The sequence below is a fragment of the Paenibacillus sp. MABNR03 genome (genome assembly GCF_050455445.1).
Classification (GTDB): domain Bacteria; phylum Bacillota; class Bacilli; order Paenibacillales; family Paenibacillaceae; genus Paenibacillus; species Paenibacillus xylanilyticus.
In genome coordinates this window covers 26248-46638 of record NZ_JBCIYR010000008.1, presented here as the reverse complement: position 1 = coordinate 46638, position 20391 = coordinate 26248, and the positions used below count along the sequence as shown (strand labels likewise).

Here is a 20391-nt window from a genome sequence, read left to right as displayed (position 1 = left end):
AAGTACTGGCTATGGATGGGAGAGATCGCTGATCTATGCAGGTATTCGAGGACTGGAATCAGAAGGTGAAGAAAACATTTAATGCGACAAACCCGGCGGTTGTACTGACGGTTTCGGAGGCAGGCAGTTTGCTCGGTTTATCCAAGGATCAAATGAAACTGTACGTGGATAAGAACAAGTTAACCAAGGTGCCCATTATGCGAAGCGTACACAGGTATCTGTTGCTGAAAAGCGAGGTTGACGATATCGTCAAAACGAATAAATCCATATGATCCTGATATCAGCCATTTTACCGACATGTGTATCGGGAGAGTGGTTGTTTTTTTTGTAATTTGATGCAGGCAGCCTGGTCTAGAACAGGGGATAAGATGTGGGAGGAATGGGTATTGCTTAAAAAAGGAAATACCTGCTTGTCAAAGGACAACCTGTCATATATACTCATGTCGCAAGCGGCATGAATGGTTTAAAAACATGAGCATAGGGAGATGAAAAACGCATGGCGATTAGTTTGAATGTGTATCTTGTAACGGATGGAAATGGACAAGAAGCAGTAGCGTTCTATAAAGAGGTATTTAACGCAGAAGTGTTGGCAGTTCAGACGTTTGGTGAAGGTCCATCCAATCCGGACCATCCGATTCCGCCAGAAGCCAAAGATCGCATCATGCATGCTTCCCTGCAAATTGGAGGATCTGTGCTCATGCTGTCGGATACGTTCCCGGGCATGCCCCATGTCATTGGTAACAACATTAGTGTTACCGTGAATACGGATACTGCAGATGAAGCCAAACAAATCTTCAATAGACTGCAAGAAGGCGGAGAGGTGAAAATGCCGATCCAAGAGACGTTCTGGAGCCCAGCCTACGGCATGGTTACGGACAAGTACGGTGTTCAGTTTCAAATTAGCTGTACTCCCAGCCAAGCGTAGCCATTCGCCTTCGATTTACCCTTGAAAAAGCAAAAGACCTTCAGTGCCTGATTTCATCACGCAAGCTGGAGGTCTTTTTTGGGTTAGACTTGTTTCTGAATCTTGGACGGGTTGTTAATTTTATAGGGAACAGGATTTCGAGTCAGTTTCTTTTTAATCATTTTTGCTTCAAACGTAAGTACATCGCCAACTTCAAGTTCCTGCTTTTTCATCGTGGCACTGTGACTGGACCAGGCTTCGCCAATCTCAACGCGCTCAGGCTCGGTAATCGCTACTTCTTCATAGATGATAACTTCATCGTCATTATCAGAGAAGTGGTTGGGAACCGTTGTAAATTCCTTCACGACCGCAGTCATTTTTACTTTACCTTCAGGAAGGTCAATCTTGACGGATTTGGCTTTGCTGGCCGTCTTCGCTTTCGGTTTGGCTTCACTGCTTGTCCCGCCTTGAGGTCCTACATATTCTTCCACCAGCCCATCCGGATCTCCCTTCAGGCCGGTATGGCTTCCTTCTTCATCAATATCCATGTCATTCAGATCGGATGGAATATCGTTTGATTCAGACACTGGATCTGCGACCGAAACAGCTTCAGGGCGAGGCGTCACTTCTGTTTTGGATGCGGCAGAAGGTTCATTTCCCTTCTCAGCTCCTGCTCCCGTCACGGATCTTATGTTATAGCTTGATGCCTGCATCTCTTTCAGATAAGAGGGGTGAATGCAGTGTTTCTGTTCATTATCCAGTTGAATGACTGCTGCCATGTGATCGACAAAGCCAATGATGGTGCAGGGTACGTTGAGTCCGTTTCCTTTATAGTAGAAGGTTTTGAGCTTGGTTGCTTTTCCTGAAAGCAGGCCCCACTCCTGGCATTTTTCAATGAGCTCTTCATCGTTCTCGAAGGGGGTGTAATGCTGCGGTTCAATCATAAAAGCGTATGTCATATCGAAATTTCCGCCTTTCCAATCGGTTCTCCATTCATCGTTTCCAAATTACAATCAGTGTATCACAAATATATACCCGAGGATGCATATTATAAAAGCGCCCTCGCGGGCGCCTGTGATATAATTTGTTAAAGATAACGGGTGGGAGTCGCGGCGCAGCCTTCTGTCCAGAAAGGATGATCTGAATGGAGAAAAAAGTGAATCACCAGGCCCTTTGGCTTGGAGTGGGCGTTGCGCTTGGGGTCAGCATTGGTACGGCTACGAATCAGATTGCACTTGGCATTGCTTTTGGCGTGGCTCTCGGAGTTGTGATCGGTTCGGTGGTTAGCAAACGGACAAATGCTGGTATGGAAGATCTGCTAAGCGAACATGTCAGCGAACTCCGCAAACCAGACGACTGGGAAGAGGCGCTTCAACGTTCGGAAGATCATCCGGTGCTAATCCTGAAGCACAGCACGACTTGCCCAATCAGTGCAAGGGCATACAGAGAGTTTATGGCGTTTGTGGGCTCGAATGCGTCAGACCCCAAACAGCAGATGGACTATCATATTGTCAAAGTCATTGAAAATCGTCCGCTTTCTCGCCGTATTGCGGAGGAGACAGAGGTTCACCACGAATCACCGCAGGTATTGCTTCTGGACCAGGGGCAGGTGATGAAACATACATCTCATGGCAAAATCACGAAAAAGAGATTGCTGCAATGGACGCAGAATCCCTTTGGTTAAAGATCATACCACCCGATAGACCCGTTTTCTTCAGCCCATGGCGAAGGAGCGGGTCTATTTTTACGCTTTTTTTACACCCTGGCAGGGATTTCTTTACCCCCTTTTTACAGCGTTCCGGTATAAGATTTTACACGTAGCAGGTTGGGAGAACGGTAGAGAGAGGGAGGAATGGTAACGGTGAACGATGCTGCGATGATCGGATTGGTTGTGCTGCTGTTCGTGGTGTTCTGGGGTTTCGTTAAATTCTGTGAGAGAGCCTAGGGCCTGGGGCCGGAGAGGGGAAGATGCATGTGACCGTCATTGGAGTGATTGTGCTGGCACTCGTGATCTATCTGGGCTACGTGCTGGTGAAACCGGAGAAATTCTGATTCATTCGGATCGTGATTAGGGAGGAACTATGGATATGGGTAGCGGTTTATTACAAGTGGCAGTCACACTGCTGATTATTATACTGCTGGTAAAACCGGTGGGGAGTTATCTGGTGAACGTATTCGGCGGTCAGCGAACCGGATTAGACCGGATTTTTGGCGGACCTGAGCGAGTGCTGTATCGATTGATGGGGGTACGGGAGAATGAGTCGATGGGCTGGAAAAAGTACCTGTCGGCCGTGCTCATATCCAACTTCGTGATGCTGATTTTAATGTTTCTGGTGCTGCGGCTGCAGCAATTTTTGCCGCTCAACCCGGATGGCATCAGCAACATGCCTGCGGCGCAGGCGTTTAACACGGCTGTATCCTTCATGACCAACACCAACTGGCAGTCGTATACGGGCGAGAGTGCCCTCTCGTATCTGTCACAGATGCTGGCTGTGACGTTCCCGATGTTTACATCGGCTGCAACGGGATTTGCAGTGGCTATTGCGTTCATACGCGGATTGATAGGTCGTAGAGATGAACTGGGAAACTTTTATGTCGATCTGGTACGGTCGATAACGAGAATCTTTTTGCCGCTAAGCTTCATTGTGGCGTTATTTCTGGTCTTTCAGGGTGTACCGCAGACCCTGGCAGGGGCAGTGAATGCAACTACGCTGGAAGGTGCAGAGCAGACAATCACCCGTGGACTTGTTGCTTCGCTGGAGTCGATCAAACACATCGGAACGAACGGCGGCGGCTGGTTCGGAACCAATGCGGCTCATCCATTTGAAAATCCAACCGCGCTGGCGAATTTGGTTCACATTGTCTGCATGATGCTGCTGCCGACTGCGCTGGTGTATGCCTTCGGACTGATGGTGAACAACCGGAAGCAGGGCTGGGCGCTTTTTGCGGCGATGAGCTTTCTGTTTCTGGTGATGCTTACAACCGTATTTGTTTCGGAATATCGCGGGGTGCCCGCACTGGATGCTGTCGGTGTTCAAGGCAACATGGAGGGAAAAGAGGTCAGGTTCGGGATATCCGAATCGGCGTTATTCACGGCAGTGACCACAGCTGCGACAACGGGATCGGTCAACAATATGCATGAGTCGCTCACTCCGCTCGGCGGAATGGTGGCACTGGCTGAAATGATGCTCAACAACGTCTTTGGCGGCAAAGGGGTAGGTTTGCTCAACGGATTGCTCTACGTCATTCTGGCTGTGTTTATTTCTGGACTGATGGTCGGACGGACACCTGAGTTTTTGGGCAAAAAAATTGAGGGGAAGGAAGTGAAGCTTGCATCGATTGCGCTGCTGATTCATCCCCTGATTATTTTGGCCCCCACTGCGCTGGCGCTCATACGACCGGAAGCTGCAGCCTCGATCTCGAATTCAGGCATGCATGGCCTGACCGAGGTGCTCTATGCTTTTGCATCGGGGGCTGCCAATAACGGGTCGGCCTTTGCCGGACTGAATGCCAATACGGACTTTTACAATATCGCCATTGGTGTGGTGATGCTCCTGGGAAGGTACATTTCCATGATTGCCATGCTCGCGATTGCAGGCTCACTGGCGACCAAACGAATAGTTCCTGTAACAACGGGTACACTTCGGACGCACACACCCCTTTTTGCCGGAATACTGGTGATGATGATTGTTGTAGTCGGAGCGCTTACCTTTTTTCCATCACTGGCGCTTGGACCGATCGCTGAACATTTGGCGATGATCCGGTAATGGACGGCGTATGGAGAGGTTACGGAGAGTATAGGAAGGACGTCAAGCATGGAGGTGCACGAAGATAATGGCAGCGATAGAGCGAAAGAAGGAACATAGGGTGGAAGGAATAGATCAAGAAACGTTTAAACCAACTGGCAAGGGTGTGGGTAAGGACAGTGGTCCCCAACATCATCGTCAACCCAAGAGGACAATAAGCAGGGATATCGTGCGTCAGGCGTCTCTGGATGCCTTTAAGAAGCTTAATCCGGTCGTCATGATCAAAAATCCTGTCATGTTTATCGTGGAAATCGGTACGTTCATCACATTGCTGTTATGTATCAATCCAGATTTTTTTGTTGCATCGGAAGCCGGTCGGGGATACAACATTGCGGTGTTTCTCATTTTGTTGTTTACCTTGCTGTTTGCGAATTTTGCCGAGGCGCTGGCTGAAGGACGAGGCAGAGCCCAGGCAGATACGCTGCGCAAGACGAAATCAGATACGACTGCAAAATTGGTGCAGAAGGATGGAACAACCAAGCAAGTATCCGGGGCACAATTGAAAAAAGGAGATATCGTCCGTGTGGAAGCGGGAGAACTGATTCCCACGGACGGTGAGATTATCGAAGGGCTGGCCTCCATTGATGAATCGGCCATCACAGGTGAGTCTGCTCCCGTCATTAAGGAAGCTGGCGGTGATTTCTCTTCCGTTACGGGAGGCACACGGGTCACTTCCGATTACATCGTTATCCGTGTGCAGACCGATCCGGGAGAATCCTTTCTGGACCGAATGATCTCTCTGGTCGAGGGTGCACAGCGCCAGAAGACACCGAATGAAATTGCGTTGACCACCCTGCTGGCCGTGTTGACCCTGATCTTCCTGATTGTCATCCTGACGATGGTGCCGATGGCAAATTATCTCGGAATACAGCTTGATCTGGCTACACTGATCGCGCTGCTGGTTTGTCTGATTCCGACAACGATTGGCGGATTGCTGTCTGCCATTGGGATTGCGGGGATGGACCGAGTCACCCAGTTCAACGTACTCGCCATGTCAGGGAAAGCGGTGGAAGCAGCAGGGGATATTGATACATTAATTCTCGACAAAACCGGAACGATTACGTACGGGAACCGCATGGCATCCGAGTTTGTCCCCGTTCAGGGTGTAACTTTGCAGGAGATGACCCGGGCGGCGCTGCAGGCTTCGGTACGAGACGAGACACCGGAAGGGCGCTCCGTGGTGGAGCTTGCTGGCAAGCAGGGTGAGAGCTGGATGGAGCAGGAGTATGCAGGTGCGGAAAATGTGGAGTTTACCGCCGAGACTCGGATGTCCGGTCTCAACCTCGGCAGCGGAACGCAGATTCGGAAGGGTGCAGTGGATGCCATCAAGCGCCATATTGTCTCACGTAGTGGGCGAATTCCCACCGATCTGGATGACATCGCTAATCGCATTGCCAAGGCTGGGGGCACACCGCTTGCCGTTGCGATCGATGACCGGATTTACGGTGTAATCTATCTGAAGGATACGGTGAAGCCCGGACTGAAGGAAAAATTCGCCGAGATGCGATCCATGGGCATCAAAACGATCATGTGTACAGGTGACAACCCACTTACGGCGGCTACGATTGCCCTGGAAGCGGGCGTGGATGACTTTATTGCTGAAGCGAAGCCGGAAGACAAGATTACTGCGATCAAAAAAGAGCAGCAGGCGGGCAAGCTCGTCGCCATGACCGGCGACGGTACCAATGATGCGCCTGCCCTGGCGCAGGCCGATGTGGGCCTTGCGATGAATTCGGGTACCATGGCGGCCAAGGAAGCGGCCAACATGATTGACCTGGACTCCGACCCGACCAAGCTGCTGTCGGTTGTCTCCATTGGGAAGCAGCTGCTGATTACACGCGGCGCGCTGACAACCTTTTCGATATCGAACGACATTGCGAAATACTTTGCCATTATCCCGGCCATGTTTATTGTGGCCATGCCGCAGCTCCAGGCGTTGAATATTATGAATCTGGCGTCACCGCAATCGGCCATTCTGTCGGCACTTATTTTTAACGCAATCATTATTCCGCTGCTGATTCCAATTGCCATGAAGGGTGTGAAGTACCGGGCCATGTCAGCCGAGCGGCTGCTCGGACGTAATGTGTTGATCTATGGCGTGGGTGGCGTGATTGTGCCGTTTATCGGGATTAAGCTGATTGACCTGATCCTTTCGGGGCTTCATCTGGTGTGATACTAACCCATACAAATTGGAATTCCCTTTTACACGATAACGGAGAGGGCAGAAAAAACCTGGAGAAGCGAAGCGTTCGCCTTTATCCCCATATTTTCACCTTGGGAATTGTGATCAAAAAATCTGGGGGTAACAGCGATCGGAAGGTTGTTCTGACCGCGCAGTGCGCTAGTGTAAGAAATTGATTCAAATTTACCAATAACAAATTCAGGATGTGACTGATATGAAAACAATACTGCCTGCCATCCGCTTATCCATCCTCCTTATGCTGATCTGCGGCGTGGTGTATCCGCTGGTGACGACTGCTGCGGCACAGCTGCTCTTTCCCACCGAGGCTGGAGGCAGCCTGATTACGCAAAATGGGAAAGTCATCGGTTCATCGCTGCTGGCACAGGAAGTGAAATCGCCGGCCATGTTCCAGCCCCGGGCATCGAGCGCAGGTTATGATCCAACGACATCGGCAGGCTCCAATCGGGCCGTCGCTTCGGAGGAGTATATTGGCGAGATAACAGAGAAGGCAGCCCAGCTCAGACAGGAAAATCCGGCATTGCAGCAAATTCCTGCGGACCTGGTGACCGGATCAGGATCAGGTCTTGATCCGGACCTTTCGCCAGAAGCAGCCAAGGCGCAGATTCCGCGGATTAGTCAGGCGACTGGCCTTAGTGAGCAGCAGCTCTCAAAACTCGTGGAAGCTCATATTCAGGGACGCCAACTCGGCATATTCGGTGAGCCGCGTGTGAACGTGACTGCGCTGAATCTGGCGCTGGCAGCAGAGCTGAAATAATTGCGGGAACGGCCCTGACCTTAAGGCGATACACGATGAATTTATAGTGGAGCATAGCCACAGGGTCAGAGCCCTATCCCTAATCAAAATGCAGAGATGTATATGTGAATCACTGTCGTTCAGCTATACTTGGCCTTCTTCCAGGTTTTCGGAGGGGGCTTTCTCCATTTTTGATCCAAGGCGTGGGAAGGGGGAATAAGCGGATGGGTGACGGCTTCAAGCGCAAATCGCCGGAGGACATTCTGAAGATGATTACAAAGCTGCAGCAGGGTACGCTCACCATCTACATCGGTCCGGTCAGCGGCTCTGGTAAGACATATCATATGTTAAGAGAAGGAAACACGCTGCGCCAGCAAGGCATCGATGTGGTCATCTGCGCTGTGTCGACCATGCAGAGACCCGAGACTGTGGAACAGCTTGGTGAGCTGGAACGAATTCCGAGTATTCATTGGCACCGGCAGAGAGATGGCATGGAGATGAAGGATTTGAATCTGGAGGCTCTGCTGGAGCGCAACCCGGAAGTGGTGCTCGTCGACGGACTGGCGCATAGAAACCGGGAGGGGGCTCTTCACGCGACCAGGCTGGAGGATATTCAGTATTTGCTGCAGCACAATATCAGCGTGATCACCACGGTCAATGTCTACGAGCTGGAGGGTTATACCCAACTGGCCCGGAAACTCACAGGCGTTGCAGCTGAGCATACGGTTCCTGCGGGTACCCTTGAATTGGCCGATGAAGTGAAGCTGATCGATGTCACACCGGAAACGGTGTTGACCCGGCTTGCTGAAGGACATCTGAAAGGTCACGAGGGGGAAGCTGTGTTCAGGCAAGGTAATCTGGGCATTTTGCGGGAACTGGCACTAAAACTGGTTGCCGAAGGGGTCAATGAATCGCTGCGTGAACACCGGGAAGAGATGGGGATCACCATGACAACAGGCATCATGGAACGGGTTCTGGTATCGACCCAATATCACTGGAACGGATCCATCTACATTCGGCGGGGACAACAGATTGCCAAGAGACTGAATGGGGATTTATGCGTGGTGACTTTTCGCGACAGGAAGCAGGTGCTAACCAAGGAGGCTGCTGTTTTTCGCCGTAACATGATCAAGCTGGTGGAGAAGTTCGGAGGAGCATTCGAGGAATTGTCTATGACACACCGCCGCACGATTCCATCGACCCTGGCACGTTATGCAGCTCAGCACCAGATTACCCGTATTGTAATGGGGCACTCGCGGCATACCCGCTGGCAGGAGCTATGGCAAGGTTCAGTCATCAATTCGCTCCTGCACAGATTTCAGGGAGTCGACCTGTTCCTGCTGGCAGATCGGACCGAGCTGGATGGTGAACGGGTGCTCCCGGCAAAATTGCCGGATACCCGGAGCACAACCTATCGCAGATTAAGTGAACAGGAAATGAAAAAACAGATCGGCCAAATTCGGCGCGGCCAATTCAAGGTGTACATCGGCGCAGCCCCCGGTGTAGGCAAAACCTATATGATGCTGCGGGAAGGGAATGATCTGCTCCGCAAAGGCATTGATGTCCGGATCGGCTTGCTGGAGACGCACGATCGGGCCGGGACGATGGAACAGATTGGGCAGCTTTCCGTTATACCACGCATGAGTCGGACCTATCAGGGAGTAGCTCTGGAGGAGATGGATACGCAGGCTATTCTTCATCTATGTCCGGAAGTGGTGCTGGTGGATGAACTGGCACATACCAATGTGCCCGGAAGTATACACCAAAAGCGCTACGAAGATGTGCTGCAGCTGCTTGATGCAGGCATCTCGGTAATTACGACGGTCAACGTGCAGCATCTCGAAAGCCTGAATGATGCCGTGGAGCACATTACGGGCATTAGAGTCAGAGAAACGGTGCCGGATCAAATTCTGCAGATGGCGAATGAGGTACAGTTGATCGATGTCGCTCCACGGGCCTTGCGGCAGCGCATGCGGGAGGGTAAAATCTATGCAGCAGCCAAGGTGGAGCAGGCCCTTGCGAACTTCTTTCGCATCGGCAACCTGATTGCATTGCGAGAGCTTGCCCTGCGTGAACTGGCCGACGATGTGGATGAGCGGTTGGAAGCGCAGGAACGCAAAAGTGCACTCCGGGGTCCTTGGCGGAGACAGGAAGTAGTCTTTGTCTGTGTAAGCAGTGACAAACAAGCGGAGCGGCTAATTCGCCGCGGATTCCGCACCGCCTATCGGTTGAAAGCCGTTTGGCATGTACATCATGTCCATGTAGGCAGGGCCATGAGTGATGAAGCAAAGTGTCAGCTGGAAGTACTGAAACAGTTAACTGAGAGGCTGGGCGGCCAATTTCATATTCATCACAGTCGGAGACTGAGCGAAGTACCGGTCATTTTGACAAGCAAGGCAGCGGAAGCGAAGGCAACGCAGCTGGTGGTTGGTCAAGCGAAAAGGCTCTGGTGGCTGAATGGCTATAGGGGTGCCGGGTCGGTGGTCCATAGGCTTGTCCAATTGTCCAGACATATGGATGTATTGATAGTTGCAGATTATAATTATGATCCTAGCGGGATGTGAAAAGTACGGTGTCTGAACGAACCAAGGTGGAAGAAGGATTAACCCGTGTGCTCCGGGTTCCCAAATATATATGGGTCACGATTGGAATTACCTTGTTAACCCCTCTGCTTCATGTCATTGGCATGAGTAATGATCTGGTTAACGTATCGCTTATTTACCTGTTTCCCATTTTGGTGAGTGCGGTCTTCTGGGGGCTGGGACCGGCAATCTACGCAGCAAGTCTGAGTGTTCTGATGTTTGACTTCTTTTTTGTGCCTCCGAATCTCAGTTTTACCGTTGCGGATCTGCGATATATTTTTTCTTTTGTGGTGTATTTGGCAGTAGCCGTGTTAACCGCGACACTTTCCAGCCGTTTGCGGCAGCAGCTGGAGATGGTAAAGCAGCGCGAAGCCACAACGAATTCATTGTATGCGCTAAGCCGCCAGATGACGGCCGTTACCGATCTGGACACCCTGCTGAACCATATTGCAAACCAGGTATCGCACACAATTGGTACCGAGGCTGCGGTATATTTGCCGGATGCTCATGGTGAACTGACAATAACGACATCCGCTGAGGATCATGTTACCACTAGCTGGGGTGAAGAGGAGTCGGAAATCGCGATTGCCAAATGGGTGTATAGAACTGGTGAAACCGCCGGAAGAGGATCTTCCAGCCTGCGGGAATCGTCCGGTCTATACGTACCCTTGCGTACGGAAAACCAGATTCACGGCGTGCTTGCAGTCCGTCTGGAAACCGGTGATGTCCGGGAACAGCGGGAACAACTGCAATTGCTGGAGGCTTGTGGAGGACTGGCTGCCAGTGCGATTGCTCGTGTAAAACTCGCGGAGGAAGCGAGGCTTGCACAGCTAACGGCTGAATCAGAGCGGATTCGCACAGCCTTGCTGGACTCCGTGTCTCACGAACTGCGAACACCCTTAACTGCAATAATCGGGTCCGCTACAGGATTGATCGAAAATGACGCCATTTTTACCCCCGAGGATCGGAAAGAGTTGACGGGCAACATTCGGGATGGTGCCATGCGCATGAACCGGCTGGTGACCAATCTGCTGGGCATGGTGAAACTGGAGAGCGGCATGCTGCAGCTGCGAAGGAAATGGTGTGACGTGGGAGACATGATCAGTGTGGTATTGGTGCAGGTTCGGGAATTCAGCAAGCACCGCACCATTCGTGTGGATTTGCCTGAACAACCGTCATTTATATGTGGTGATGAAATTTTACTGGAACAAGTACTGGTCAATGTAGTCAGCAATGCCATTAAATACTCTCCTGATTATAGCGAGATTGTAATTACCGTTACGGTAGATGAGAACAATGCCAAGCTGACCATCGTGGTGGCCGATGCAGGTATGGGTATCCCTGATATAGATAGGGAGCGGATATTTGAAAAGTTTTACCGGTCGGAATCCTCCCGGCATGTTACAGGCACAGGGCTGGGACTGGCCATATGCAAAGGAATTGTCGAAGTCCACGGAGGAACGATTGGAACAGAGCCCAATCCAGGAGGCGGAACAAGAGTAAGCATCTGTTTACCAATGGAAGTGCCTGATGCATTATTTCCCTATATGGAACAAGGAGAGGTTGAGTAACATGACGTCACCGCAAGGCGCACGCATACTGGTTATAGATGATGAACCACAGATCCGCAAACTGTTGAAGGTGACTCTGCAGGCACATCAATTCGAAATTCACGAATGTGGAGATGGGGAAGAGGCTGTCATTCAGGCCAGTATCGTTCATCCGGATCTGATCGTTCTTGATCTGGGTCTGCCTGGAATGTCGGGAATGGATGTGCTGCATCGTGTCCGCGAATGGTCCCAGGTGCCCATTATTGTACTGACTGCGAAGGAACGCGAGGAAGACAAAATTGCTGCGCTTGACGGCGGAGCCGATGATTATGTAACCAAGCCGTTTGGCATGGGAGAACTGGTTGCCCGAATTCGGGTTGCACTCCGCCACGTGGCCAGAACAACGGATGAACCTGTACTGCGTTTCGGGTCCCTCACCATGGATCTGGCACAAAGGCAGGTGGAGCTGGACGGTTTGCCGATCAAATTAACACCAACGGAATACGACATGCTCAAGGTTCTTGCTTCCAACGCCGGAAAAATCATTACCCAACGCCAGCTGCTGCAGCAGGTGTGGGGCGGGCATCATCACGAATCGGATAGTCATTATCTGCGGGTCTATGTGGGTCATCTGCGCAAAAAATTAAAGGAGGATCCTACGCAGCCGCGGTTTATCCAGACCGAGCCGGGAATTGGCTATCGCTTTTTGCTTCAGGATTAGATTGAATAGTAATAAGGTGCATTCAATAAAAGCGCCGGAGCCTCCTGGGATTACAGAGGACTTCGGCGCTTTCCTGATCATCAAGTGGATAATACCTTCTTGGGCACTAGGAAGTGTATTTCGGTAACCAGTCGCCATGGGCCTCGATCAGTTCATCACACATGGCGACGATATCATCGATGGATAGTTCGGCGGCGGTATGTGGATCCAGCATGGCTGCATGATAGATATGTTCCTTTTTGCCCGTCATGGCTGCTTCAATGGTCAGCAGTTGGGTGTTAATATTGGTACGGTTCAATGCCGCCAGCTGCGGAGGCAGGTCGCCGATATAGGTTGGGCTAATCCCGGATCCGTCGACGAGACATGGAACCTCAACACAGGCCTCACGAGGCAGGTTGGTGATCAGTCCGGTATTCATTACATTTCCGCCGATTTTGTACGGACGGTCCGTTTCCATCGCTTCCATGATGTGCGAAGCGTATTCACGGCTGCGGGTATGTTCAATATTTTCACTGGCAAACAGCTTCTCGCGCATTTCCTTCCAACCTTCAATCTGGTTCACGCAGCGGCGCGGATACTCATCCAGCGGGATGTTGAAGCGTTCGATCAATTCCGGATAATTACGTTTGATAAAATAAGGGTGGTACTCGGCATTATGCTCGGAAGACTCCGTTACGTAGTATCCAAAACGATTCATCAGCTCGAAACGCACCATATCATGATGCTGTTCCTTCTGCTTCTCTCTCGCGAGGCGTTTAATCTCCGGATACAGGTCCTGGCCGTCCTTAGTCACTTCCAGCAGCCAAGCCATATGGTTGATGCCTGCAACTTTTGCGACTACGCCTGTCTGATCCATCCCCAGCGCCTCAAACAGATGGGGCACACATACCTGCACGCTATGGCACAGACCTACCGTTTTAATTCCTCCATGCACGTTCATGACATTGGTCAGTACGGCCATGGGATTGGTGTAGTTCAGGAACCAGGCGTCAGGGCACACTTCCTGCATGTCCCGGGCAAAATCGAGCATGACTGGAATGGTACGCAAATTGCGGAAGATTCCGCCAATGCCGAGTGTATCGGCAATCGTCTGACGCAGTCCGTATTTTTTCGGAATTTCAAAGTCCGTGATCGTGCACGGATCATATCCGCCCACTTGAATCGCGTTAATGACATATTTGGCACCGCGCAGCGCTTCTTTGCGGTCCGTATATTTTTTTACAGCACAACGGCTTCCGAGAGAACGACCCATACTGGTCAGCAGTCGCTCCGAATCATTCAACCGCTCGGCATCGATATCATACAAGGCCAATTCAAAATCCTGCAGTGCTTCGGTCATCATGACATCACCCAATACATTTTTGACAAAAACGGTGCTGCCCGCACCGAGAAACGTAATTTTGTTCATCTCAAGTCCAGCCTCCCTGAATAATGGTGTACCCCAACTATAGGCCGATTCGGTATGTATAACTATGGTTCAACCTCTCTCAAACATGGCATAATCCCATTTTTAGTATCGCTTTCAGCTGATATTTCCCTGGTTCACCTGTTATAATTTAAAATGAGAAAAAAGGATACGGGTGAAGGGAAGGAGTGGAAGGATGACACCGATTGAGTTTAATGTGCTGCCCATGGACTGGACGCAGATGGAGCTGGTGCTGTTGTTTTTCGGCTGGCAAGCCTGCGATCCTTCTCATTATTGGGGTCCAGGGGTGCGAGATTCCTATGTGGTTCATTACATTCATGAGGGATGGGGAACGGTTCATATGGAGGATAAGGAATACCGGCTGACCCAGGGTCAGGGCTTCGTCATTCTCCCGGATACCATTATCCATTATGAGGCCGATGCGAAGGAGCCATGGACGTACTCCTGGTTCGGGTTTAAGGGCGTCCATGCCAAGACATTCATGCAGCGGGCAAAACTGAGTCCGGCACATCCTGTATTTGATGCCAGAGATCCTAAGGTAATAGATGGTTTGTATGCAGACATGACTCAGGCCTCATCACGCAATGGCGGAGATGTATTTAGCCAGAGTCTGTTATACCGGTTAATTGCCGAACTGATATCCTCCTCACCTGAAGAAGAGAAGACGCGGCGTCCCCTGTCCACCAAGGATGAATACATCAGGCAAGCCGTCCAGTTCATGGAGAACAGGTACAGCCAAAAGACTTCGATCCTTGATATTGCGCAGTCCGTGCGTTTGGATCGTACATATCTGTCCGGTCTTTTTAAGGAGAAGTACGGGAAGTCGCTGCAGGCATTCTTTCTCGAATACCGGATGAATCGTGCGGCAGAGCTGCTGCAAAGTTCAACGTTATCCGTAAGCGAGGTTGCCCATTCGGTGGGCTACACGGATCCGCTGTTATTTTCCAAGATGTTCAAGCGAGTGACAGGAGTGTCCCCCAAGGGATCAAGAGAACGAGGTTAGCCTGCAGAGCTGTTTCAAATTTGAATAAAAAGTTTTGATCATTATCCGTGAGCCAGCTATACTGGTACAGAATGCAATTCAATTGAATATGTGGAACTAGGTGCTTTACCCTCGGGTAGAAGCTTAATAGGGAAGACCGGTGTAATACCGGCGCGGTCCCGCCACTGTAACAGAGGAGTCAGGCAGCGTTATGCCACTGGTTTAGGCCGGGAAGGTGCTGCAATGACGAGGATTCTGGAGCCAGGAGACCTGCCTAGTTTAACAACACAGTAGTACCCTACGGGAGATAGGAAGGTGTTTAGAGAGCATGATTTTTCTGAAAATCTGTTTATTTAAGACGTCCTTTTCCGGTAATACGGAGAGAGACGTCTTTTTTGATATGCAAGGACAAGTCACTGTGTATTGATGGAGATTGGGGAGAGGGCGTCAGACATGTGAGTAGATACATTGTTAAAAGATTCATTCAACTGGCAGCCGTGTTATTCGGCATTACGTTTTTGACGTTTCTGCTGACCTACCTGTCTCCGGGGGACCCGGCAAGGCTCATGCTCATGTCCACGGGGGTCACTCCGTCTGACGAATTGGTTCAGCAGGTACGCGTTCAGCTTGGGTTGGACCAACCGTTTTGGATCCGCTATGGAACCTGGTTAGGACATGTGTTTACCGGGGATTTCGGAATGTCCTACAAATACGACAGACCCGTTCTCGACATCCTGTTGTCCAGGCTTCCGGCTACACTTCGGCTAACAGGAAGTGCCCTGCTTCTGGTCATTCTCATTTCATTTCCGCTGGGTATCATGTCTGCAGTCTACAGAAACAAAGTGCTGGATTACGTCATTCGCCTGTTTTCATTTGCCGGATTGTCCATGCCCAGCTTCTGGCTGGGGATGCTGCTCATGTTGGTGTTTGGCGTACAGTTTAAGCTGCTGCCCGTCATGGGAAGTTCGGGATGGAACAGCTTGATTCTGCCGGCATGCACACTGGCTTTGCCTCTGGTCGCCCAGTATGTCAGGCAGATCCGTACGGTGATTCTGGAAGAGATGTCCCAGAGCTATGTAACGGGGGCAAGAGCCAGGGGTGTGAAGGAGAGAGTGATCATGATGCATCATATTTTACCTAATATATTGCTGCCCATCGTTACGCTCATGGGTATGTCCACAGGCGCACTGCTCGGAGGGGCAGCCATTGTTGAAAGTTTATTTGTGTGGCCCGGGGTAGGGCAGATGGCGGTCGATGCCATATTTACAAGGGACTATCCCCTGATTCAGGGTTACGTCATCTGGATGGCGACGATCTACGTATTGCTGAATCTGATCGTTGATCTGTGGACACACCTGCATGACCCAAGGATTCGACTGGACGTGGATATATAGATGAGAAAATTCAGGCTTGTTTGGACACAGCACCGCTGGTTTGGGTTCCTGTTCTCATTGACCATCCTCTGGGTTATTCTCGCGATGGTTGCGCCGCTGCTTGCCCCGCATGATCCACTGGCAACGAACTTTGCCAAGGTGCTGCAGCCAGCCAGCGCCGAATACCCGCTTGGAACCGATCAGCTTGGTCGCTGCGTGTTATCCCGTCTCCTATACGGGGCGCGCACTTCGCTTCTGCTTACATTCATGATGATCGGTATTGTATTTGTACTCGGCGTGGCGATTGGTGTGATTGCGGGTTTCGCTCGTGGTCTGATCGACACGATTCTGATGCGGTTGTCCGATACGCTGATGGCCTTTCCGGGATTAATCTTCGCCATAGCGGTGGTAGGGATGCTGGGACCAGGATTATTTAATACGGTTATCGCTCTTGCGGTTGTCTGGTGGGCGAAGTATGCACGACTGGCAAGAAGTCTGGTGATCTCACTTCGGCAAAAGGAATATGTTGCTGCTGCGGCATTTAGTGGTGCGAGGCAGATTCAGATCATCACAAAAACAATCCTGCCCAACATGCTGTCTCCCCTCATTGTCATGGCAATGATGGATGTGGGCGGCATGATGCTGTCCATCTCGGGCCTGTCGTTTCTGGGATTGGGTGCCCAGCCACCTGAACCGGAGTGGGGGGCGATGCTGAATGAAGGCAGAAGATATCTGCAGACGGCCCCATGGCTGTTGATTTATCCGGGACTGGCGATATTCTGCACAGTTATCATTTTTAATTTGTTGGGAGACAGTCTGAGAGATGTGATGGATCCCAAGAAAAAGGCAGCTTAACAGGAGGAATGGAAATGAATTCGAGATATGGAAAAACGCTATCGCTTACCGTACTGTCATTATTGGTTCTATGTATTATCGCAGCTTGTGGCCAAACTACAACAAGTACTTCCACCTCATCATCTTCTGGCGAAAAGGCGGCTGAGGCGGACAAAGGCAGTGCGGTTACACCGACTCATCTAAATGTAGCCCTGTTCTGGCTCGGCAGCAATCTGGATCCGGCAGAAGAGTGGAATGGCTGGACCCTTACACGGGCAGCCATTGGAGAGACGCTGATTCAGTTCGATGTGAATATGAAGCTGGTACCGAAAATTGCGGATACCTGGGATCGTATCGATGATACGACATGGCACTTTCATATCCGGGACGGTGTAACGTTCCATAATGGCAACAAGGTCACCGCAGATGCGGTCAAAAAGTCCATTGAACGTTCCATCGAGTTAAACGAGAGAGGACAGTCGACCTTGCCGATAGCTTCCATGTCTGCTGAAGGTCAGGATCTGACCATTACAACAACAGAGCCTTACGCATCCCTGCTCGGCAATATTGCTGAGCCCTTGTTTGTAATTGTAGATACGAGTGCAGATACGTCCAAATTCAAGAGCGAGCCTATCGCCACCGGGCCATTCATGGTAACGGGCTATACCCCGGATCAGGAGATTCAGGTGAAAAAGTATGACGGATACTGGGACGGCGCAGCCGATGTGGATACCATTACGTTAAAATATATCAAGGATGACAGCACACGTGCACTCGCTCTGCAATCGGGCGAGATCGACGTAGCCAGCAACGTGGGACGAAGCAGTTTGGCATTGTTCCAGGACAAGAGTCAGTACACCATTGATGAGATTCCAAGCCTGCGTACCCAGTTTGTATGGTTCAACACGAAAAACCCGCTGCTGAGTGAGCCGGAAGTACGCCGTGCAATTTCCTATGGCATTGACCGCGAGATGTATGCAAATACACTGGTAGGTGGTCAGGCGGCAAAAGGACCGTTCACCTCCGCACTGCCTTTCGGCTATGATCAGATTAAAGGATATGACTATGAACCCGAGACAGCCAAACAGCTGTTGGATGAGGCGGGTTTCAAGGATACAGACGGAGACGGTATTCGGGAAAAAGATGGACAACAGATGACGCTCCAGTTGATCCTCAACTCGGCTTACGAATCGGATTCCATCGTGGCTGCCGCGATGCAGTCCCAGCTCAAGGAGATTGGTGTCAACCTGGAGATGACCTCCTATGAGGATCTGACCGATCATCAAAAAAGCGGAAACTACGATCTGGCCTTGACCAGCATCAATACGGGGATTACCGGGGATCCCCAGTATATTCTCGACTTTTATTTCAAAACAGGGTCAGAGTGGAACATTGGTGGCTACAGCAATGCGAATCTCGACGCGGTGATTCAGAAGCTGCATTCCGAATTTGATGTGGAAAAAAGATACGAACTGGCTGCAGAAGCGCAGCAGATGATCTTGGATGATGCAGCATATATGTTTATTACCTATACCCCGATTAACATTGTAAGCAAAAGTGCGGTGCAGGGTGCGACGATGTATCCGATCGACTTCTATCTCCTGGATCGAAATATCCAGGTTGGGCAATAATGAGCGCCTTACTGGGTGTAGATCGCCTTTCAGTCACGTATAAGAGCGGCTCACCCGTGCTGCAAAGTGTATCGTTTGCCATGAATGCCGGGGAGATTGTCGGAATTGTTGGCGAAAGCGGAAGCGGCAAATCGACGCTGCTTCGAGCTCTGCTCGGCATGCTGTCAGACGGTGGCCAATATGCGGGGGGAGACATTGTTTTTCAGGGGAAGTCCATATTTAGCCATTCACAAGGAGACTGGAGCCATATACGTGGCAAGCGGATGGCGATGGTTTTTCAGGATAGCGGTGCTTATCTGAATCCAATCCGCAAAGTAGGGAGTCAGTATATTGAGGCGATCCGCACACACTTTAATATATCGAAGAAGGCTGCCCATGCGATGGCGGTGGGCATGCTCTCACAGATGGGACTGGATGAACCCGATCGGATGATGAACATGTATCCCGGCCAGCTTAGTGGGGGGATGAAGCAGCGAACGGCGATTGCCATGGCGGTAACAATGGAACCAGAATTGCTGCTCGCTGATGAACCGACAAGTGCACTGGATGTAACCACACAGGTTGAAGTGGTGAAAAGACTGACTGATCTTCGGGCCCGTCAAGGAACAGGAATGATCATCGTGACGCACAATATTGCTGTTGCAGCTCATATGGCAGACCACATTGGTGTGATGCAGCACGGGGCATTGGTCGAGTTTGGACAAACGTCAAAAATCATTACCGATCCTCGTCATGAGTATACCCGAAGACTGCTCGATGCCGTGCCCGAATTGGAGGGGAATGCTAATGGGAAATGAGAGGATGCCCATTCTGGAATTGAGGGATTTGTGTAAAACCTATGAATCAAAGGGGCAGGCGGTCAATCCTGCACTGCAATCCGTCCATTTGAAGCTGTATCGGGGAGAATGTCTTGGAATTGTGGGCGAGAGTGGTAGTGGCAAGAGCACACTGGCCAAATGCGTGACCCATCTGGAAAGAGCAACCTCCGGACAAATCATCTATCGTCAGCAGGATATTACCTCAATTAAGGGAGAGGCTTTAAGGCTGCAGCGCAAACAGATCCAAATGGTTTTTCAGGAACCTTCGGCGATCTTCAATCCCCGCATGAAGATTGGAGCATTTATCCTCGAACCGTTATTGAATTATAAGCTGATCAAACGCAGGCACGCTGAGCAGGAGGTTCACCGCTTGCTGGAGCTGGTGGGGCTGCCTGCTGCTGCTGCGGACAAGCTCCCACATGAACTCAGTGGCGGAGAGCAGCAGAGAGTGGTTATTGCTCGTGCGATTGGGGTTCAGCCGGATATCATCCTATTTGATGAAGCCACCTCTGCACTTGACGTTTCCATTCAGCAGCAAATTCTGAACCTGTTGGTGCAGTTGCGCCAGGAGACAGGCATCTCAATTATTTTCATATCGCACGATCTGGCCGTGGTACAGCAGGTTAGTGATCGGACTGCCGTCATGTATAAGGGCAAAGTGGTTGAGGTGCTGGAAAGTGCTCAGCTGGCCTATGCAGCCAATCATCCGTACACGCGTAACCTGATGGCTTCGGTGTTGTCGGTGAGGGAGATCAAGGATAAGATGCGGGAGTATGCGCTTCAGGGGATCACTGGCTGACTCGACGTTGGCATATTGAGGTGTTTTAA

At 50.8% G+C, this 20391-nt stretch carries 18 protein-coding genes and 1 riboswitch; of the genes, 16 read left to right on the top strand and 2 right to left on the bottom strand.

From position 1 onward, the window contains the following. The first annotated feature begins 35 nt into the window (after positions 1–35). Together AAIH57_RS26520 and AAIH57_RS26515 are read left to right on the top strand one after the other, a co-directional pair. Positions 36–272, top strand: coding sequence for a DNA-binding protein (locus AAIH57_RS26520; RefSeq protein ID WP_175397113.1), 237 nt, complete (start codon positions 36–38; stop codon positions 270–272). Between the two features lie 224 nt (positions 273–496). Then, positions 497–925 (top strand): VOC family protein, encoded by a 429-nt coding sequence (locus AAIH57_RS26515; RefSeq protein WP_430023596.1) that lies wholly within the window; start codon positions 497–499, stop codon positions 923–925. 83 nt (positions 926–1008) lie between these two features. Here AAIH57_RS26515 and AAIH57_RS26510 read toward each other — a convergent pair whose 3' ends face one another. Then, entirely contained in the window at positions 1009–1863 is an 855-nt protein-coding gene (locus tag AAIH57_RS26510; protein ID WP_175397111.1) for a hypothetical protein, read from the bottom strand. 185 nt (positions 1864–2048) lie between these two features. On the opposite strand from AAIH57_RS26510, the gene ytxJ reads away from it, so the two are divergent. The 8 genes from ytxJ (at position 2049) to AAIH57_RS26470 (ending at position 12499) form a co-directional block, all read left to right on the top strand. Next, the gene (gene ytxJ / locus AAIH57_RS26505; RefSeq protein WP_430023594.1) at positions 2049–2588 is read left to right on the top strand and encodes a bacillithiol system redox-active protein YtxJ; all 540 of its coding nucleotides are present in this window, start codon (positions 2049–2051) and stop codon (positions 2586–2588) included. A 284-nt stretch (positions 2589–2872) separates the two neighbouring features. After that, positions 2873–2956: a potassium-transporting ATPase subunit F gene (locus AAIH57_RS26500; RefSeq protein ID WP_175397151.1), complete on the top strand. Its 84-nt coding sequence runs from the start codon at positions 2873–2875 to the stop codon at positions 2954–2956. Between the two features lie 35 nt (positions 2957–2991). Next, positions 2992–4671, top strand: a complete 1680-nt coding sequence (gene kdpA / locus AAIH57_RS26495) for a potassium-transporting ATPase subunit KdpA (protein WP_430023592.1) — start codon at positions 2992–2994, stop codon at positions 4669–4671. Between the two features lie 67 nt (positions 4672–4738). Beyond that, entirely contained in the window at positions 4739–6883 is a 2145-nt protein-coding gene (gene kdpB, locus AAIH57_RS26490; protein WP_430023591.1) for a potassium-transporting ATPase subunit KdpB, read from the top strand. A gap of 223 nt (positions 6884–7106) precedes the next feature. After that, positions 7107–7667, top strand: a complete 561-nt coding sequence (gene kdpC, locus AAIH57_RS26485) for a potassium-transporting ATPase subunit KdpC (RefSeq protein WP_175397108.1) — start codon at positions 7107–7109, stop codon at positions 7665–7667. 203 nt (positions 7668–7870) lie between these two features. Next, on the top strand, positions 7871–10210 hold the full coding sequence (locus tag AAIH57_RS26480; RefSeq protein WP_430023590.1) for a histidine kinase: 2340 nt from the start codon (positions 7871–7873) through the stop codon (positions 10208–10210). Positions 10211–10218: 8 nt separating this feature from the next. Continuing rightward, positions 10219–11799: an ATP-binding protein gene (locus AAIH57_RS26475; RefSeq protein ID WP_430023588.1), complete on the top strand. Its 1581-nt coding sequence runs from the start codon at positions 10219–10221 to the stop codon at positions 11797–11799. A 1-nt stretch (position 11800) separates the two neighbouring features. Next, the gene (locus AAIH57_RS26470; RefSeq protein ID WP_175397106.1) at positions 11801–12499 is read left to right on the top strand and encodes a response regulator; all 699 of its coding nucleotides are present in this window, start codon (positions 11801–11803) and stop codon (positions 12497–12499) included. 106 nt (positions 12500–12605) lie between these two features. Here the strand turns inward: AAIH57_RS26470 and AAIH57_RS26465 are convergent, their stop codons facing one another. Further along, positions 12606–13907, bottom strand: coding sequence for an alpha-glucosidase/alpha-galactosidase (locus AAIH57_RS26465; RefSeq protein ID WP_413037441.1), 1302 nt, complete (start codon positions 13905–13907; stop codon positions 12606–12608). 193 nt (positions 13908–14100) lie between these two features. Between AAIH57_RS26465 and AAIH57_RS26460 the strand changes: the two genes are divergently transcribed. The 6 genes from AAIH57_RS26460 (at position 14101) to AAIH57_RS26435 (ending at position 20362) form a co-directional block, all read left to right on the top strand. Next, complete coding sequence (locus AAIH57_RS26460) at positions 14101–14928, top strand: AraC family ligand binding domain-containing protein (RefSeq protein ID WP_430023587.1); 828 nt, start codon at positions 14101–14103, stop codon at positions 14926–14928. A gap of 81 nt (positions 14929–15009) precedes the next feature. Next, positions 15010–15199: riboswitch (cobalamin riboswitch) on the top strand. A gap of 163 nt (positions 15200–15362) precedes the next feature. Then, positions 15363–16301, top strand: coding sequence for a nickel ABC transporter permease (nikB, locus tag AAIH57_RS26455; protein ID WP_430023586.1), 939 nt, complete (start codon positions 15363–15365; stop codon positions 16299–16301). Further along, a complete protein-coding gene (gene nikC, locus AAIH57_RS26450; protein WP_430023585.1) occupies positions 16302–17135 on the top strand; it encodes a nickel transporter permease in 834 nt (277 codons plus the stop codon). Positions 17136–17149: 14 nt separating this feature from the next. Then, entirely contained in the window at positions 17150–18745 is a 1596-nt protein-coding gene (locus AAIH57_RS26445) for an ABC transporter substrate-binding protein (RefSeq protein WP_430023584.1), read from the top strand. Then, complete coding sequence (locus AAIH57_RS26440; RefSeq protein ID WP_430023583.1) at positions 18745–19542, top strand: ABC transporter ATP-binding protein; 798 nt, start codon at positions 18745–18747, stop codon at positions 19540–19542. The genes AAIH57_RS26445 and AAIH57_RS26440 overlap by 1 nt, the downstream gene beginning before the upstream one ends. After that, complete coding sequence (locus AAIH57_RS26435; protein WP_430023582.1) at positions 19532–20362, top strand: ABC transporter ATP-binding protein; 831 nt, start codon at positions 19532–19534, stop codon at positions 20360–20362. The genes AAIH57_RS26440 and AAIH57_RS26435 overlap by 11 nt, the downstream gene beginning before the upstream one ends. The last annotated feature ends 29 nt before the right edge of the window (positions 20363–20391 follow it).

Bases quoted from the DNA above. Each gene is read 5' to 3' on its own strand.
- AAIH57_RS26520 (WP_175397113.1), top strand. From the start codon at position 36: ATGCAGGTATTCGAGGACTGGAATCAGAAGGTGAAGAAAACATTTAAT.
- AAIH57_RS26480 (WP_430023590.1), top strand. From the start codon at position 7,871: ATGGGTGACGGCTTCAAGCGCAAATCGCCGGAGGACATTCTGAAGATG.
- AAIH57_RS26500 (WP_175397151.1), top strand. From the start codon at position 2,873: ATGCATGTGACCGTCATTGGAGTGATTGTGCTGGCACTCGTGATCTAT.
- AAIH57_RS26470 (WP_175397106.1), top strand. From the start codon at position 11,801: ATGACGTCACCGCAAGGCGCACGCATACTGGTTATAGATGATGAACCA.
- AAIH57_RS26440 (WP_430023583.1), top strand. From the start codon at position 18,745: ATGAGCGCCTTACTGGGTGTAGATCGCCTTTCAGTCACGTATAAGAGC.
- nikC (WP_430023585.1), top strand. From the start codon at position 16,302: ATGAGAAAATTCAGGCTTGTTTGGACACAGCACCGCTGGTTTGGGTTC.
- AAIH57_RS26445 (WP_430023584.1), top strand. From the start codon at position 17,150: ATGAATTCGAGATATGGAAAAACGCTATCGCTTACCGTACTGTCATTA.
- AAIH57_RS26435 (WP_430023582.1), top strand. From the start codon at position 19,532: ATGGGAAATGAGAGGATGCCCATTCTGGAATTGAGGGATTTGTGTAAA.
- ytxJ (WP_430023594.1), top strand. From the start codon at position 2,049: ATGGAGAAAAAAGTGAATCACCAGGCCCTTTGGCTTGGAGTGGGCGTT.
- kdpC (WP_175397108.1), top strand. From the start codon at position 7,107: ATGAAAACAATACTGCCTGCCATCCGCTTATCCATCCTCCTTATGCTG.
- kdpA (WP_430023592.1), top strand. From the start codon at position 2,992: ATGGGTAGCGGTTTATTACAAGTGGCAGTCACACTGCTGATTATTATA.
- AAIH57_RS26465 (WP_413037441.1), bottom strand. From the start codon at position 13,907: ATGAACAAAATTACGTTTCTCGGTGCGGGCAGCACCGTTTTTGTCAAA.
- AAIH57_RS26460 (WP_430023587.1), top strand. From the start codon at position 14,101: ATGACACCGATTGAGTTTAATGTGCTGCCCATGGACTGGACGCAGATG.
- kdpB (WP_430023591.1), top strand. From the start codon at position 4,739: ATGGCAGCGATAGAGCGAAAGAAGGAACATAGGGTGGAAGGAATAGAT.
- AAIH57_RS26510 (WP_175397111.1), bottom strand. From the start codon at position 1,863: ATGACATACGCTTTTATGATTGAACCGCAGCATTACACCCCCTTCGAG.
- AAIH57_RS26515 (WP_430023596.1), top strand. From the start codon at position 497: ATGGCGATTAGTTTGAATGTGTATCTTGTAACGGATGGAAATGGACAA.